At 60.9% G+C, this 16,710-nt stretch carries 16 protein-coding genes; 5 read left to right on the top strand and 11 right to left on the bottom strand.

The window, feature by feature from the left end; translation table 11 throughout:
* Window positions 1–11: 11 nt before the first annotated feature.
* The 7 genes from LOKVESSMR4R_RS16560 to LOKVESSMR4R_RS16590 all read right to left on the bottom strand — a co-directional run bounded on the left by LOKVESSMR4R_RS16560 (window position 12) and on the right by LOKVESSMR4R_RS16590 (window position 6,816).
* Window positions 12–998: an ABC transporter substrate-binding protein gene (locus tag LOKVESSMR4R_RS16560; RefSeq protein WP_087210858.1), complete on the bottom strand. Its 987-nt coding sequence runs from the start codon at window positions 996–998 to the stop codon at window positions 12–14.
* A gap of 42 nt (window positions 999–1,040) precedes the next feature.
* Window positions 1,041–1,892: an ABC transporter permease gene (locus LOKVESSMR4R_RS16565; protein ID WP_087210861.1), complete on the bottom strand. Its 852-nt coding sequence runs from the start codon at window positions 1,890–1,892 to the stop codon at window positions 1,041–1,043.
* Window positions 1,889–2,809 carry an ABC transporter permease gene (locus LOKVESSMR4R_RS16570; protein WP_087210864.1) on the bottom strand — a complete coding sequence of 307 codons (921 nt, stop codon included), beginning with the start codon at window positions 2,807–2,809 and terminating at the stop codon, window positions 1,889–1,891. The genes LOKVESSMR4R_RS16565 and LOKVESSMR4R_RS16570 overlap by 4 nt, the downstream gene beginning before the upstream one ends.
* Window positions 2,810–2,860: 51 nt before the next feature.
* Window positions 2,861–3,643: an ABC transporter ATP-binding protein gene (locus LOKVESSMR4R_RS16575; protein WP_087210868.1), complete on the bottom strand. Its 783-nt coding sequence runs from the start codon at window positions 3,641–3,643 to the stop codon at window positions 2,861–2,863.
* The gene (hydA, locus tag LOKVESSMR4R_RS16580; RefSeq protein ID WP_087210871.1) at window positions 3,643–5,097 is read right to left on the bottom strand and encodes a dihydropyrimidinase; all 1,455 of its coding nucleotides are present in this window, start codon (window positions 5,095–5,097) and stop codon (window positions 3,643–3,645) included. The genes LOKVESSMR4R_RS16575 and hydA overlap by 1 nt, the downstream gene beginning before the upstream one ends.
* Before the next feature lie 54 nt (window positions 5,098–5,151).
* The gene (locus LOKVESSMR4R_RS16585) at window positions 5,152–5,436 is read right to left on the bottom strand and encodes a GIY-YIG nuclease family protein (protein WP_237331827.1); all 285 of its coding nucleotides are present in this window, start codon (window positions 5,434–5,436) and stop codon (window positions 5,152–5,154) included.
* 129 nt (window positions 5,437–5,565) lie between these two features.
* Window positions 5,566–6,816 carry a Zn-dependent hydrolase gene (locus LOKVESSMR4R_RS16590; protein ID WP_087213458.1) on the bottom strand — a complete coding sequence of 417 codons (1,251 nt, stop codon included), beginning with the start codon at window positions 6,814–6,816 and terminating at the stop codon, window positions 5,566–5,568.
* Between the two features lie 163 nt (window positions 6,817–6,979).
* Between LOKVESSMR4R_RS16590 and LOKVESSMR4R_RS16595 the strand changes: the two genes are divergently transcribed.
* Window positions 6,980–7,582 carry a TetR family transcriptional regulator C-terminal domain-containing protein gene (locus LOKVESSMR4R_RS16595; RefSeq protein WP_087210877.1) on the top strand — a complete coding sequence of 201 codons (603 nt, stop codon included), beginning with the start codon at window positions 6,980–6,982 and terminating at the stop codon, window positions 7,580–7,582.
* 13 nt (window positions 7,583–7,595) lie between these two features.
* Window positions 7,596–7,862, top strand: a complete 267-nt coding sequence (locus LOKVESSMR4R_RS16600; protein WP_087210882.1) for a hypothetical protein — start codon at window positions 7,596–7,598, stop codon at window positions 7,860–7,862.
* A gap of 66 nt (window positions 7,863–7,928) precedes the next feature.
* On the opposite strand, the gene preA is transcribed toward LOKVESSMR4R_RS16600, so the two are convergent.
* The 4 genes from preA to araD all read right to left on the bottom strand — a co-directional run bounded on the left by preA (window position 7,929) and on the right by araD (window position 13,474).
* On the bottom strand, window positions 7,929–9,233 hold the full coding sequence (gene preA, locus LOKVESSMR4R_RS16605; protein WP_087210885.1) for an NAD-dependent dihydropyrimidine dehydrogenase subunit PreA: 1,305 nt from the start codon (window positions 9,231–9,233) through the stop codon (window positions 7,929–7,931).
* 96 nt (window positions 9,234–9,329) lie between these two features.
* Window positions 9,330–10,658 carry an NAD(P)-dependent oxidoreductase gene (locus LOKVESSMR4R_RS16610; protein ID WP_087210888.1) on the bottom strand — a complete coding sequence of 443 codons (1,329 nt, stop codon included), beginning with the start codon at window positions 10,656–10,658 and terminating at the stop codon, window positions 9,330–9,332.
* Between the two features lie 150 nt (window positions 10,659–10,808).
* Window positions 10,809–11,717, bottom strand: coding sequence for a Gfo/Idh/MocA family protein (locus tag LOKVESSMR4R_RS16615; protein ID WP_087210891.1), 909 nt, complete (start codon window positions 11,715–11,717; stop codon window positions 10,809–10,811).
* Entirely contained in the window at window positions 11,717–13,474 is a 1,758-nt protein-coding gene (gene araD, locus LOKVESSMR4R_RS16620) for an L-arabinonate dehydratase (protein ID WP_087210893.1), read from the bottom strand. The genes LOKVESSMR4R_RS16615 and araD overlap by 1 nt, the downstream gene beginning before the upstream one ends.
* 249 nt (window positions 13,475–13,723) lie before the next feature.
* Between araD and acs the strand changes: the two genes are divergently transcribed.
* The 3 genes from acs (at window position 13,724) to LOKVESSMR4R_RS16635 (ending at window position 16,700) form a co-directional block, all read left to right on the top strand.
* Window positions 13,724–15,688, top strand: a complete 1,965-nt coding sequence (acs, locus tag LOKVESSMR4R_RS16625; RefSeq protein ID WP_087210896.1) for an acetate--CoA ligase — start codon at window positions 13,724–13,726, stop codon at window positions 15,686–15,688.
* Window positions 15,685–16,371, top strand: a complete 687-nt coding sequence (locus tag LOKVESSMR4R_RS16630; protein ID WP_087210899.1) for an adenylate kinase — start codon at window positions 15,685–15,687, stop codon at window positions 16,369–16,371. Before acs ends, LOKVESSMR4R_RS16630 begins: the two co-directional genes overlap by 4 nt.
* Before the next feature lie 68 nt (window positions 16,372–16,439).
* On the top strand, window positions 16,440–16,700 hold the full coding sequence (locus tag LOKVESSMR4R_RS16635) for a DUF4212 domain-containing protein (protein WP_087213461.1): 261 nt from the start codon (window positions 16,440–16,442) through the stop codon (window positions 16,698–16,700).
* Window positions 16,701–16,710 lie beyond the last annotated feature (10 nt).

Genomic DNA, 16,710 nt, shown 5'->3' on the forward strand with positions numbered 1-16,710 from the left:
GTCAGATCAGTTCAGTTCAGCGCCTGATCGGTGATCACATGCGTCCAGGCACCGGTCGGCGCGGTCGAAATCACCGGGTCAGACCCGCCGCCCAGCAAGGTCGCCACGGTGCGTTCGTAATCGGCCGGGTCCAGCGCGCCATTCGATCCGGCGGTCAGTTTGGCGACTTCCTGCATCATGCGGATCTGGGCCGCCTCTGACTGGGCACCGGTTTCATCATATTCGATGATGATGGCACCAGCGGCTTCGGGGTTTTCCTCAGCCCATTTCCAGCCCTTCATCGAGGCGCGGACGAAACGCACCATCTTTTCCACGAAAGCCGGATCTTCAAGGTTCTGTTCCAGCACCCAGATCCCGTCTTCGAGCGTGGCGACGCCCTGATCTTCATACATGAAGGTCACCAGTTCCGCCGGATCGACGCCTGCATCCAGCACCTGCCCATATTCGTTGTAGGTCATGGTGGAAATGCAATCCGCCTCGCGCTGCAACAGCGGATCGACGTTGAAACCCTGCCGCAGCACGGTCACGCCATCTGGGCCGCCATCGGTGGGGATACCGGCCTGGGCCATCCAGCTGAGGAATGGATATTCATTGCCAAAGAACCACACGCCGATGGTGCGGCCACGGAAATCCTCGACCGATTCAATGCCGGTATCTTTCCAGCAGGTCAGCATCAGACCCGATGTCTTGAAGGGCTGGGCGATATTGACCACCGGCAGACCGCGTTCGCGTGCGGCCAAAGCGGATGGCATCCAGTTCAGCATCGCATCGGCCCCGCCGCCCGCCAGCACCTGTGGCGGCGCGATATCTGGACCGCCGGGCAGGATGGTGACGTTCAGCCCTTCTTCGTCATAAAACCCCTGATCGAGGGCGACATAATAGCCCGCAAACTGGGATTGCGTGACCCACTGCAATTGCAGCGACACGTCATTGTCTTGCGCCTGGGCCATGCCGCCCAGACCGACGGCAAGCGCCGCCGCGATCATCGTCTTGTTCATTTTGACCTCCAAGTCAGTGTGATGCCCTCTTGCCGGGGCTTGTTATTTGCGTTGCGATGGGTGCCAGAAAGTCACCCGCCCCTCGACCCATGCGACAGCACCATAAAGCGCGCTGCCGGCAATCGCTGCGACCACAATTTCGGCCCAGACCATATCCAGCGCAAGCCGCCCCACGGATGTCGATATCCGAAAGCCCATTCCCACCGTGGGAGAGCCGAAAAATTCAGCAACAATCGCCCCGATCAGCGCCAAAGTCGTCGCGATTTTCAATCCGTTAAAGATGAACGGCATGGCGGCGGGCAGGCGCAGCTTGAACAGGGTCTGCCAATAGCCTGCACCATAGGTGCGCATTAGGTCGCGCTGCATGGCGGTCGTGTCCCGCAGGCCTGCGACAACATTCACAAGGATCGGGAAAAACACCATCACAGCGACAACCGCCGCCTTGGACTGCCAATCGCTGCCCAGCCAGCGCACGAAAATCGGCGCGATACCCACGATGGGCAATGCCGCCATGAACCCGCCCACGGGCAGGATGCCGCGGGTCAGGAAATCCGACCGATCCGCCAACACCGCGACGACAAAGGCGCAGACCATCCCGATGACATAGCCGGTCATCGCGCCCTTGATGATCGTCTGCTGGAAATCCGCCCAAAGGATCGGCAGCGAATGCGCAAATCGGTCGGCAATCATGCTGGGCGGTGGCAGCACGATCGGGCTGACGCCGGTCAGCCGCACCAGCAATTCCCAGATCAGCAGGAATGTCAGGCCAAAAACCACCGGCACCAGCAGGCGCACGAGCGCGGTATCAGCCACCCGGCTGGCAGCAAGGCGGGCATTGATGAACCAGCCCAAGGCCCAGACCGCCAGCACAGGGATCAGCACAGTTCCGGTCATGCTGCGGCCATCCCCATGCGGCGCAGGGTCAGCCTTTCCATCGCGGTGAAGATCGCGACAAGCGCCGCTGCCGTGATCGCCGCCGCAAAGAGCGCGGCCCAGGTCACCAGCGGATTGCCATATTGATCCCCCACCAGCATCCGCGCGCCAAATCCCGCGCGCGCGCCTGTGGGCAATTCCGCCACGATCGCCCCCACCAGCGCTGCCGAAATCCCGATCTTGAACGAGGCAAACAGATAGGGCACCGAGGCCGGAAGGCGCAGCTTCCAGAACCCCTGCCCCGCGCTGGCATGATAGGTGCGCAAAAGATCAAGCTGCATCGCATCGGGGCTGCGCAAGCCTTTGACCATGCCGACGACAACGGGAAAGAAGCTCAGATAGGCGCTGATCACGGCCTTGGGCAACAGGCCCTGAATGCCGAACTGCCCCATCATCACGATGATCATCGGCGCCAAGGCAAGGATGGGTATGGTCTGGCTGGCGATGGCCCAGGGCATCACGCTCATATCCATGGCGCGGTTATGCACGATCCCGATAGCCAGCAGAATGCCCAGCGTCGTGCCGATCACAAAGCCGACCAATGTCGACGAAAGCGTGACCCAGCCGTGATAGACCAGCGACCGGCGCGAGGTGATATTCTGCAAGGCGATGGTGTTCCACATCTCGCCCACCACCTGATGCGGCGAGGGCAGGCGCGGCCGCTCCAGATGATAGGTCAGCGGGATCAGATCCGGATTGGCGATACTCAGCCCCAGACCGGAATAAGCCTGGCGTTCCGCCGGGGTCGCAGGGGTCACGGCCAAGCCGTCGCGCTGCGCCTGATCGGCGGTCAGATGCATATTCATCGGCACGACTGCCAAGACCCAGATCAACAGGATCGCAGCCACGATGGTCAGGATCGGCAAGACCGATTTCATCCCCGGCCCCCTATATCTTCCGAGCCCAAATATCCCCGCCGGAGGCAGCGCCTAGTCATCCACATGGCCCGCCCGCAATCCTTCGCGCACACGATGCGCAATATCGATGAATGCCTTGCTGTCGCGAATATCCAGCGGCCGTTCGCGTGGCAGCGGGCTGTCGATCACATCGGTGATCCGGCCGGGGCGCGGCGACATGACGACGATCTTGGTGGACAGATAGACCGCCTCGGGGATCGAATGGGTGACGAAACCGATGGTCTTTTCGGTGCGCGCCCAAAGTGCAAGCAGCTGTTCATTCAGATGGTCGCGCACGATTTCATCCAGCGCCCCGAAAGGTTCATCCATCAACAAGATATCGGCATCAAAGGCCAGCGCGCGGGCGATACTGGCGCGCTGCTGCATCCCGCCGGACAGCTGCCAAGGAAATTTCTTCTCGAACCCCGCGAGGTCAACCAGCGCCAGCACGCGCGCCACCCGCTCGGCCTGTTCGGCCTTGGAAAAGCCCATGATCTCTAGCGGCAGTTTCACATTGCCGCCGATGGTGCGCCACGGATACAGCCCCGCCGCCTGAAACACATAGCCATAGGCCCGCGCGCGCCGCGCAGCGTCAGGTGTCATGCCGTTGACCGTCAAGCTGCCATCCGTCGGCGTCTCCAGCCCCGCGATGCAGCGCAGGAATGTCGTCTTGCCACAGCCCGATGGGCCAATGAAGCTGACGAATTCGCCCTTGGCGATATCCATATTGACATCTTTCAGCGCATGGACCGGACCGTCATTGGTCTGGAACGTCAGGTTCAGCCCTTGCGCGCTGATCACGGGATCATCAGTCATCACACCCCCGTCGCGGGAATGCCCGTGCGTTCAACCGGGCGGGGGGCGGTCAGCTCTTTCCATGTCGACAGTGCGGTGTTCGTCGGCGTATTGGGCGCGCGCTTGACGAATTGGCCGTGGCCCTCGCGGCTGCGCATCTCGCCATCATGGACCGCGACATGGCCGCGCGTCAGGGTGAAACGCGGCAGGCCAGTGACTTTCTTGCCCTCGAAGACATTGTAATCAATCGCTGATTGCTGGGATTTGGCCATGATCGTCTTGGACTTTTCAGGATCCCAGACCACCAGATCGGCATCCGCACCGACCAGCACCGCGCCCTTGCGCGGGTAGCAATTCAGGATCTTGGCGATATTGGTGGATGTCACGGCGACAAATTCATTCATCGTCAACCGGCCCGTGCGCACGCCATGCGTCCAGAGCATCGGCATCCGGTCCTCTAGCCCGCCGGTGCCGTTCGGGATCTTGGTGAAATCGCCCACGCCGTAACGTTTCTGATCCGTGGTAAAGGCGCAATGATCCGTCGCCACCACCGACAGGCTGCCCGATTGCAACCCCGCCCACAGGCTATCCTGATGCATCTTGTTGCGGAACGGCGGCGACATGACGCGCCGCGCGGCATGGTCCCAGTCCTGATTGAAATATTCGCTTTCATCCAAGGTCAGATGCTGGATCAGCGGTTCCCCCCAGACGCGTTTGCCCTGCATCCGCGCGCGCCGGATCGCCTCATGCGCCTCTTCGCAGGATACATGCACGATATAAAGCGGCACGCCGGTCATATCGGCGATCATGATGGCGCGGTTTGCCGCCTCGCCCTCGACCTGCGGGGGGCGGGAATAGGCGTGCGCCTCTGGCCCGGTATTGCCCTCGGCCAGTAGCTTGGCGGACAGTTCCGCAACCACATCGCCATTCTCGGCATGGACCATCGCGATGGCCCCGAGCGAGGCGAGACGGGCAAAGGATGCATACATCTCGTCATCATTGACCATCAAGGCGCCTTTATAGGCCATGAAATGCTTGAAGGTGTTGATGCCACGGTCGCGGACGACGCTTTCCATCTCGTTGAAAACCTGTTCGCCCCACCATGTCACCGCCATGTGGAAGGAATAATCGCAAGACGCGCGGCCCGATTTGTTGTCCCACATCTGCAGCGCGTCATGCAGGCCCTGACCCGGCGCAGGCAGTGCGAAATCGACGACCATCGTGGTGCCACCGGACAAGGCCGCGCGGGTGCCGGATTCAAAATCATCCGCCGAATAGGTGCCCATGAAAGGCATTTCCAGATGCGTATGCGGGTCGATCCCGCCCGGCATGACATAGCAGCCGGTGGCGTCGAGCTGTTCGTCGCCTTTCAGGTTCTGCCCGATCTCGATGATCTTGCCCCCGTCGATCAGGACATCCGCCTTATAGGTCAGGTCCGCCGTGACGATGGTGCCGTTCTTGATGATAGTGGTCATTGATCTCTCCCTGTCTTCACCCGTCCCGGCCCAAAGCCGGGACCTGTGTCCGGCTTAGACAGGAATATGGGCGGTGATGTCCTGCCAATGCGGATTGGCCGTGTGGATCAGCTGATTTTTCCAAGCGCGCCGCCAGCGTTTGATCGCGCGTTCGCGCCGCAGGCTGGAGTCGAAATCGTCGTGCGTTTCGAACCAGACCAGCGTCTTGATCTTGTATTTCGCCGTATGCACGGATCGTCCGTCGCGGTGGTGTTGCACGCGGGAATGCAGGTTGCGGGTGCGCCCGATATAGATCGCACCGTTGGGGCGTGAGGCCATGATGTAGACGAAGTGGGTCATGCCGCAATTTTGGCTGCATGTGGTGAACAAGTGGTAAATGCGCATCACGCCCCGGACCTGATCCGGGGCCTCTCGCCGGGCTGGGTACGAGGCCCCGGATCAAGTCCGGGGTGTTCTGTAGGGTCACACTCACGCCACAATCTCCGCCGTCTCGACCACCGCGTGAAACAGCACATCCGCCCCCGCAGCCGCCCATTCAGGCGTGATTTCTTCGGCCTCGTTATGGCTTAACCCATCCACACAGGGGCACATGATCATCGCCGTTGGATAAAGGTCATTGATCCAACACGCATCATGCCCCGCGCCAGACACGATATCCATATGGCTATAGCCCAGCCTTTCAGCGGCATGTCGCACGGCAGCGACGCAGTTTTCATCAAAGGCGGGCGGGTCGAACTGGCCCACGATTTCGGCCTCGAACGCGACCCCGATATCCGCACAAATCTGTGGCGCGCGGTCCATCAATTCGGCCACCATCGCATTGAGCTTGTCCAGCAGATGCGTGCGCAGATCGACGGTAAAGACCACCTTGCCCGGAATGATGTTGCGGCTGTTGGGATAGACGTCGATATGCCCAATCGCCCCCACCGCATTCGGCTGGTTCTTCATCGCGATCTCATGGACCAATTCGGTGATCAGCGCCAATCCGCGCCCGGCGTTCTTGCGCATATGCATCGGCGTCGATCCGGTATGGCTTTCCTTGCCGGTCACAATGCATTGCACCCAGCGCAGCCCCTGCCCATGGGTGACAACACCGATCTGCTTGCCTTCAGCCTCCAATATCGGGCCTTGTTCAATATGCAGCTCAAAGAAAGCATGCATCTTGCGATCACCCACCTTTTCGGGACCTTTCCAGCCGATCCGTTCCAGCTCGTCCCCGAACCGTTTGCCCTTGGCATCAACACGGTCAAGCGCCCAGTCCAGCGCATGTTTGCCCGCAAACACCCCCGAGGCCAGCATCGCAGGCGCATAGCGCGTGCCTTCTTCGTTGGTCCAGTTGGTCACGACGATGGGATGTTTGGTCTTGATATCCAGATCGTTCAGCGTGCGGATCACCTCCAGCCCGCCAAGAACCCCCAGCACCCCGTCATATTTGCCGCCCGTAGGCTGGGTATCCAGATGCGAGCCGACATAGACCGGCAGCGCGTCAGGGTCGGTGCCTTCGCGGCGGGCGAACATATTGCCGATCTCGTCCACGCCCATGGTGCAGCCCGCAGCCTCGCACCAGCGTTGAAACAAGTGCCGGCCTTCGCCATCTTCATCAGTCAGGGTCTGGCGGTTGTTGCCGCCCGCGATGCCGGGGCCGATCTTGGCCATCTCCATCAGGCTGTCCCACAGGCGTTCACCGTTGATCTTGAGGTTCTCTGCGGGGGATGGCATCGGGCTCTCCATTTTTCTTGGTTTGACCAAACGGTCAAAAGGACGCTAACAGAGGTTTAGAACCAGTCAAGTTTTCCGCGTGAGGTTTCGGCAAATGCTGGTTATGCAAGCAAAGCAGACAGCAGACGGGCCGTCACGCCACTAATTTGGGCAGAGCAAGATCATGACGAAAGCGCCGACCCGAATCCAGAAACGCAATCGGGCGGCGATCCTGTCGGCGGGGCTGGATGTATTCTCGCAATATGGCTTTCGCGGGACCACCTTGGACCAGATCGCCGAGGCGGCGGGGCTGTCGAAACCCAACCTGCTTTACTATTTTCCGTCAAAGGAATCGATCCATACCGCCTTGCTGGAACGTCTGCTGGAAAACTGGCTGGAACCGTTGCAAGCGCTGGATGCGGCGGGTGATCCGGTCACGGAAATCATGGGTTACGTCCGGCGCAAGCTGGCCATGAGCAAGGATTTCCCCCGCGAAAGCCGCTTGTTCGCCAATGAAATCCTGCAAGGCGCGCCACGGATCGAAACCATCCTGCGCAATGATCTCAAGCGGCTTGTCGATGAAAAGGCGGCTGTCATCCAAGCCTGGGCCGACGCGGGCAAGATCGCGCCGGTCGATCCGTATCATCTGATCTTTTCGATCTGGGCATTGACCCAGCATTACGCCGATTTCGATGTCCAGGTCGGCGCGGTGCTGGGCGACCGCGCGCCCTTTGACGGCGCTGCGCTTTTTCTCGACCAGCTTTACGGCAAATTGCTGGGTCCTTAGGACAGCATTAACGATGGTGATGCAGATTGGTGCCATGCAAATCGTTCACGCCGCCACTGTTCGCCATCCTCGTGCCAACCCAAGTTGGTGCGCGCGTATTTTTGATGCAAAATCTGCGCGTCGGGGCGGGATTGTCCGCCGCGCCGTTCGCGATGTGGACCGCGAGATCGGGCGCGCCGCTTTTGTCGCAGAAGTGACCCGCCGCGGTTTTCAGCTGATCGAATGCGGCGGCCAATATATCGTCATCTGCAACGCCGGGCAGCTGGTCGTCCACACCTGACAGCAAAAATCTTCGTCCGAAGATTTTTGTCGCAAGCCAAGAATTTTTGACAAAAATTCTTGCCCACTACTCGGCCGCCACGGCCCCCGGATTGTTGGGATGCGTCGTCCAGTTGGCATAATCCTTTTGCACGACCTTGCCGGTGCGCGGATCGACCTGCCCGGGTTCCATCGCCTCCATCGTGATACAGTTCTCGACAGGACAAACATCGACGCAAAGGTTGCAGGCCACGCATTCTGCGTCGATCACGGTAAAGGTCCGGTCCGCGGACATGGCAATGGCCTGATGGCTGGTATCTTCGCAAGCGGCAAAGCAGCGGCCGCATTTGATGCAATCATCCTGATTGATCTTGGCCTTGGCGACATAGTTGAGGTTCAGATATTGCCAATCCGTGACATTGGGCACCGCACGGCCAACGACCTGTTCGACCGCAGTATAGCCTTTTTCATCCATCCATTCCGACAGGCCGCTGATCATTTCCTGCACGATCTTGAAACCATAGGTCATCACCGCCGTGCAGACCTGCACATTGCCGCAGCCAAGGCTGATATATTCCGCCGCGTCGCGCCATGTCGTGACACCGCCGATGCCGCTGATCGGCAGGCCGCGCGTATCGGGATGGCGCGCGATTTCGGACACCATGGACAGCGCAATCGGTTTCACCGCCGGGCCGCAATAGCCGCCATGCGATCCTTTGCCATCGATAGAGGGTTCGGGCGACATGCTGTCGAGGTTCACCGAGGTGATCGAATTAATCGTGTTGATCAGGCTGACCGCATCCGCGCCACCGCGCATCGCCGCCGCCGCAGGTTTGCGGATATCAGTGATATTGGGCGTCAGTTTCACGATCACCGGCTTGTCGTAATATTGCTTGCACCAGCGTGTGACCATTTCGATATATTCGGGCACCTGCCCCACGGCGGCCCCCATGCCGCGCTCGGACATGCCATGCGGGCAGCCAAAGTTCAGCTCGATCCCGTCGGCACCAGTTTCCTGCACGCGCGGCAGGATGTCTTTCCATGCCTGTTCCTCGCAAGGTACCATGATCGAGACGATCATCGCGCGGTCGGGGTAATCGGCCTTGACCCGTTTGATTTCGTCAAGGTTGGTCTGCAACGGACGGTCGGTGATCAATTCGATATTGTTCAGCCCCAGCAAGCGCCGGTCCGCGCCATAGATCGCGCCATAGCGCGGGCCGTTGACATTGACGACAGGCGGCCCTTCGGACCCGAGCGTTTTCCACACAACCCCGCCCCAGCCCGCTTCAAAGGCGCGGCGGACATTGTATTCCTTATCCGTCGGCGGAGCAGAGGCCAGCCAGAACGGGTTGGGGGATGTGATGCCCAGAAAATTTGTTGTCAGATCAGCCATGGCTTTATCCTTTGCTATCCGCCCGTCCCGGGCGTGACCCGGGACCTCGTGCGGTGATGTGAAAGGTCCCGGGTCAAGCCCGGGACGCGGCCTTGCTCATGCGGTCAAAGCCGCATGGATATCCATCGCCGCATCGCGCCCTTCGGCCACGGCGGTCACGGTCAGATCGTCGCCACCGCTGGCGCAATCGCCCCCGGCCCAGACACCAGCGCGGCTGGTGCGCCCGGCCCCAGTTACCGCGATCTTGCGCCCGTCGAGCGCCAGCCCTGCATCGGTGACCAGCGTCTGGCCGATCGCCTTGAACAGCTGGTCGACGGGCAGGCGGATGGTCTCACCAATGCCTTGCAGACCTGCGCCGGTATCGGCGGTATATTCCAGTTCGACCTCGCGCAGGGCCCCATTGCCGTGGATCGCGACAGGCTGGACATTGAACAAGAGCCGCACGCCGTGGGATGCGGCAAGGTCCTGTTCATAGCGGCTGGCGCTCATCGCGTCGCGACCGCGCCGATAGGCGATGGTGACATTCTGCGCGCCCAGCAATTTGGATTGCACGGCGGCATCGACCGCCGTCATCCCGCCACCGATGACCACGACATCGCGGCCCACGGGCAAGGCGGTCAGGTCGCTGGCCTGCCGCAGCGCGGCGATGAAATCGACGGCATTATCGACGCCATCCTTGTCCTCGCCTGCGGTGCGCAATGCGTTCACACCGCCAAGGCCGACTGCAAGAAACACCGCGTCGAATTCACCCGCCAGCGCATCAAGCGACAGATCGCGGCCCAGCGCCTTGCCGGTTTGCAGCGTGATGCCGCCGATACCCATCAGCCAATCCACCTCGCGCGCGGCGAAATCATCGGTGGATTTATAGGCGGCGATGCCGAATTCGTTCAGCCCGCCGGGTTTGGCCTGCGCATCGAAAATCGTCACATCATGGCCATGCATCGCCAGACGATGCGCACAGGCCAGACCCGCCGGGCCAGCGCCAACGACAGCCACGTTTTTGCCAGTGGCAGGGGCGCGGTCATAGGGATGGCTTTGCCGGGCCATCAGCGTATCGGTGGCGTAACGCTGCAACCGCCCGATTTCGACCGGTTTGCCTTCGGCGGCTTCGCGCACGCAGGCCTGTTCGCACAGATCCTCGGTCGGGCAGACGCGGGCGCACATGCCGCCAAGGATGTTCTGGTCAAAGATGGTTTTCGCCGCAGCCTCTGGCGTACCGGTGCTGATCTGGCGGATGAACAGCGGGATGTCGATGCTTGTCGGGCAGGCCGTGACGCAGGGCGCATCATAGCAGAAATAGCAGCGATCCGCCGCAACGCGGGCTTCGTGCCGGTCGAGGGGGGCGTGCAGATCGGTGAAGTTCTGGGCAAGCGTTTCAGCGGGCAAGCGGGCCGCTGCAATTCCGGGGGTCATCGGGTTGGACATGGCTGGATCCTGTCTGGCGTGTCACCCTCAGCCTGCCACAGTTTTATTTTTTATCAAATGGTAAATTTTTGGCAGTTTATGAACACGCAAACGCCCCTCCGGGGCGGCCTCCGGCGGGGATATTTTTACTCTGAAGATGCAAGGGCTTGGTTAGAAGTCGAAAGCGTCGACCACATGCCGTTTGCCCAGCGTCAGCGCATCCGCGATATGGATCATCGGGGTGATGTCGACCTCGGATGCTGCTGTTTTCACCAGTGCTGCCATCCGGTCATAGAGCGCGGGATATTCGCGGTCGGGGCCGGATTCGACATCTGCCCCATTGATCACCAGCTGCGCGCCGCCGTCATGCAGGGCGAGCGTGCCATCCGTCGTTTCCACCGTGATGTCCCAGCTTTGCGGGCCGGTTTGCCGCCAGTCGAAACTGCCCGTGACATTGCCCGTCCATGCGAGTTCAGCCGCAATCGGCGTGTCACGGTTGGCCGGAAAGGAGAGATCGGCTTGCCGCAGATGCACGGGCGCAGGCAGTATTTCCGTCATGATCGACAGGGCGTTGCTGCCGGGATCGAAGACGCCCATGCCCCCCGGTGCAAAGACCCAATCCTGCCCCGGATGCCAGCGGCGCACATCCTCTTTCCAGGTGATATGGGCGGCGGTGATGATCTTATCCGCAAGCCATGCCTTGGCGGGGGCGACGCCTTTGGCCATCCGGCTATGCCATGTGGTATAAAGCGTCACACCCGCATCCTGCGCCATGGCGGCCAGTGCCTGCACCTCGGCCAAGGTCGCGCCGGGGGGTTTTTCCAGCATCACATGCCGGCCAGCGGCGATGGCGGCAGCGGCGTAATCATAGCGCGGCACCGGCGGCAGGCAGAGCGAGACCGTGTCGATATCGGGCCGTTCCGCAAGCATCTGGGCGAAATCGGTGTAGGCGGGGACGCCATCCACCGTGCCCGCGCGGCTGACCGTCGCGGCAAGGGTCCAGTCGGGGCTGGCGGCAATGGCGGGGACGTGCTGGTCAACGGCGATCTTGCCGATGCCCACAAGGCAGATGGGTCGCATCAATGTGCCTCTTTGCCGACGGCATTGCCGCGATGGCCCACGAGGAAATCGAAATCGGCCCCCGTGTCGGCCCCCATCACGCGGTCATGATAAAGCATCGCGTAACCACTGGCCGGGCGCGGATTGGCCCCTGATTTTTCCGCCGACCATGTGGCCAGACGCGCCTGCAATTCCGCATCGGGGATGTCCAGATGCAAGCGGCGACCCGCGACATCGAGTTCGATCATATCGCCATTCTGCACAACAGCCAGCGGGCCGCCCATCGCCGCCTCGGGCGAGGTATGCAGGACCACGGTGCCAAAGGCGGTGCCGGACATGCGGGCATCAGAGATGCGCACCATATCGGTGATGCCTTTTTTCAGGATCTTCGGCGGCAGGCCCATATTGCCGACCTCGGCCATGCCGGGATAACCGCGCGGGCCGCAGTTTTTCAGCACCATCACGCAGGTTTCGTCGATGTCCAGATCAGGGTCGTTGATGCGGGCCTTGTAATCGTCGATATCCTCAAACACGACGGCACGCCCGCGATGCTGCATCAGGGTTGCGGTCGCCGCAGAGGGTTTCAGCACCGCGCCACCGGGGGCCAGATTGCCGCGCAGCACCGCGATGCCGCCCGATTGCGTCAGGGCCTTTTCGACGGGCAGGATCACATCCTCGTTCCAGTTGCGCACGTCCTTGACCTCGTCCCAGATCGTCCCGCCAGAGACGGTCAGCGCGTCGCGGTGCAGCAATCCCGCCTCGCCCAGACGTTTGATCACGACAGGCAGGCCGCCGGCGTAAAAGAATTCTTCCATCAGGTATTTGCCCGATGGCATCAGGTTCAGGATCGTGGGCACATCGCGGCCCAGCCTATCCCAATCATCCAGCGTCAGGGTGACATCCTTGGTGCGCCCTGCCATGGCCAGCAGATGGATCACCGCATTGGTGGACCCGCCGATGGCGGCATTGGTGCGGATCGCGTTTTCAAAGGCGGCCTTGGTCATGATGTCAGAGGGTTTGAGATCATCCTTGACCATCTGCACAATGCGCCGCCCCGTCAGATGCGCCATCACGCGGCGGCGGCTATCCACGGCAGGGATCGCGGCATTGCCCGACAGCGCCATGCCCAAAGCCTCGGCCATGCTGGCCATCGTGCTGGCCGTGCCCATGGTGTTGCAAGACCCCGGCGAGCGGGACATCGACGCCTCTGCCTCGACGAATTCTTCGGCGGTCATTTCGCCTGCGCGCACCGCTTCAGAGAATTTCCACAGATGCGTGCCCGATCCGACCCGTTCACCGCGGAAATGGCCGTTCAGCATCGGCCGGCCCGACACCACGATGGCGGGCAGATCGACCGAAGCCGCACCCATCAACAACGCCGGCGTGGTCTTGTCACAGCCCGCCAGCAGCACGACGCCGTCGATGCATTTGCCGCGCAGCGCCTCTTCGACATCCATGGCGCAGAGGTTGCGATACATCATTGCGGTCGGGCGCAGGGTGCTTTCTGACGGGCTGAAGACCGGGAATTCCACCGGGAAACCGCCTGCCTCATAGACGCCGAATTTCACACGCTCGGCCAGATCGCGCAGATGAGCGTTACAAGGCGTCAATTCCGACCATGTGTTGCAGATCCCGATCACCGGGCGGCCATCCAGCAGATCGGCGGGCAGGCCCTGATTTTTCATCCAAGAGCGGTGATAGATCGCATCTTTCGACGACCCCCCGAACCATTCCTGTGACCGAAGTCGACGTGGCCAGCTGGCGGGTATGAAGGTCATGGTGCAATCCCTGTGATGTTTGCGCTATCAGTACAATGCGGCAAAGGGGAATCCAAGCTTTGCGCGCCGGATAAAAATTTACAGCTAAGTCAAGGTTTTGTAAATTTATTCACAACAGAAGAGTTCAAAACCCTTATCTTATTTGCAACTTCTGACAATCTGATAACCTGCACGCGGAGGAGATGGCATGCGTTCACCTGGTTGGACCGCGCCATTGGCTGAAAAGCCGGGATGATAAACGGAGGATTCATGACAAACGCACCCAGCGCCGACGGTCGGTTTGCGCCTTCTGCGGCCTTTGCCGCCAAGGCCCATGTGACAGCAGATCAATACCAGGCGATGTATGATGCGTCGATTCAGGACCCTGCGCGTTTCTGGGCAGAGCATGGCAAAAGAATCGACTGGATCAAGCCTTTCACAAAGGTGAAAAGCACCAGCTTTGCTCCCGGTAATATCGATATAAAATGGTTCGAGGACGGCACGCTGAACGTCAGCGCCAATTGCATCGACCGCCATCTGGAAACCCGTGGCGACCAGACCGCGATCATCTGGGAACCCGATGATCCAAAGGATGCCGCCCAGCATATCACCTATAAGGAATTGCACCGGCGCACCTGCCGGATGGCCAATATTCTGGAAACATTGGGCGTGCGCCGCGGCGACCGCGTGGTGATCTATCTGCCGATGATCCCCGAGGCCGCCTATGCGATGCTGGCCTGCGCGCGGATCGGCGCGGTGCATTCCATCGTCTTTGCGGGTTTCTCGCCCGATGCTTTGGGTGCGCGGATCAATGGCTGCGACGCCAAGGTTGTCATCACCGCCGATCACGCACCGCGCGGTGGCCGGTCCACGCCGCTGAAATCGAACACTGATGCCGCGCTTTTGCATTGCAAGGACAGCGTCAAATGCCTTGTCGTGCGCCGCACGGGCGGGCAGACCACTTGGGTGGACGGGCGCGATTACGATTACAACGAGATGGCGATGGAGGCCGATGATTACTCTGCCCCCGCCGAAATGGGCGCCGAAGACCCGCTGTTCATTCTTTACACGTCAGGGTCCACCGGCCAGCCCAAAGGTGTTGTGCATACATCGGGCGGCTATCTGACCTATGCGGCGATGACGCATCAATATACATTCGACTATCATGACGGTGACATTTTCTGGTGCACCGCCGATGTGGGCTGGGTCACGGGCCACAGCTATATCGTCTATGGACCGCTGGCCAATGGTGCGACCACGATCATGTTCGAAGGCGTGCCGACCTACCCCGATGCGGGCCGGTTCTGGGAAGTCTGCCAGAAACACAAGGTCAACCAGTTCTACACGGCCCCCACCGCGCTGCGCGCGCTGATGGCACATGGCAACGCGCCTGTGGAAAAATACGATCTGTCCAGCATCAAGGTACTGGGCACCGTGGGTGAACCGATCAACCCCGAGGCCTGGAACTGGTACAATGACGTCATCGGCAAGGGCAAATGCCCCATCGTCGATACATGGTGGCAGACCGAAACCGGCGGCCATTTGCTGACACCGCTGCCCGGTGCGATCGCAACCAAGCCCGGTTCGGCCACCTTGCCGTTCTTTGGCGTGCAGCCGGTGATCCTTGATCCGCAATCGGGCGAGGAAATCACCACGACCGCCGCCGAAGGTGTGCTGTGCATCAAGGACAGCTGGCCCGGCCAGATGCGCACCGTCTATGGCGATCATGAACGGTTCGAGAAAACCTATTTCGCCGACTACAAGAATTACTATTTCACGGGCGACGGCTGCCGGCGCGACGAAGACGGCTATTACTGGATCACCGGTCGCGTTGATGACGTGATCAATGTCTCTGGTCACCGGATGGGCACGGCCGAGGTCGAAAGCGCGCTGGTCGCCCATGTCGATGTCGCCGAGGCCGCTGTTGTGGGGTATCCCCATGCGATCAAGGGACAGGGCATCTATGCCTATGTCACGCTGATGAACGGGGTTGAGCCATCCGAGGAGCTGCGCAAAGAGCTGGTCAAATGGGTCCGCTCCGAGATCGGGCCAATCGCCAGCCCCGATCTGATCCAATGGGCGCCCGGCCTGCCTAAAACGCGGTCCGGCAAGATCATGCGCCGCATCCTGCGCAAGATCGCCGAAAACGATCATACGACGCTGGGCGATATCTCGACGCTGGCCGATCCCTCTGTGGTCGATCATCTGATCGAACACCGGATGAACAAAGCATGAGCGGCGCAGAGACGATCACCCGCCCCGCCGTGCTGATCCTGCTGGGGCCTCCGGGCGCGGGCAAGGGCACGCAGGCGCGGATGTTGCAGGACCGGTTCGGTCTGGTGCAATTGTCCACCGGCGATCTGTTGCGCGCCGCTGTTGCCGCCGGGACAGAGGCCGGTCTGGCCGCGAAATCGGTGATGGCGGCGGGCGGTCTGGTCAGCGATGATATCGTGCTGGCGATCCTCAAGGACCGGCTGGCCGCGCCCGACACACAAAAAGGCGTGATCCTGGACGGCTTTCCGCGCACCACCGTGCAGGCCGAGGCGCTGGATATCTTGCTGGCCCAAAGCGGGCAGCGGATCAACGCGGCCATCTCTTTAGAGGTGGATGATGCCGAAATGGTGACGCGTGTGGCCGGGCGCTATACCTGCGGCGGCTGCGGCGAAGGCTATCACGACAGTTTCAAGACGCCCGCGGTTGCCGGTGTTTGCGACAAATGCGGTGGCACCGATATGCAGCGCCGCCCCGATGACAATGCGGCGACGGTCGGCCAGCGGCTGGCGGCCTATCACGCGCAAACCGCGCCGCTGATCACCTATTACGAGAATAAAGGCACTCTGCAACGGATCGACGCCATGGGCGAGATCGGGCAGATCGCCGAAGAGCTGGGCACGATCGTCAAACAGGCGGTCGTGTAACAGGGAGGGGAAGAGGGCACAAAAGATCTGGTGCCTTCGATCAAGTGCAACAAGGGAGGATGCCAAAAATGGCAGAGGAACCACAAAACAACAACGCGTATTGGTCCGCGAACGTGCGGATCATTCTGATTAGCCTGGTGATCTGGGCGACAGTCTCTTTCGGCTTTGGCATCATCTTGCGGCCAGCGCTGATGGGCATTTCCGTCGGCGGCGCCGATCTGGGATTCTGGTTCGCGCAGCAAGGCTCGATCCTGGCATTTCTGGGCCTGATCTTTTTCTACGCCTGGCGGATGAACAAACTCGATGCTGAGCACGGCGTCGAGGAATAAGTGTAAGGGA

The organism is Yoonia vestfoldensis (genome assembly GCF_002158905.1).
Classification (GTDB): domain Bacteria; phylum Pseudomonadota; class Alphaproteobacteria; order Rhodobacterales; family Rhodobacteraceae; genus Yoonia; species Yoonia vestfoldensis_B.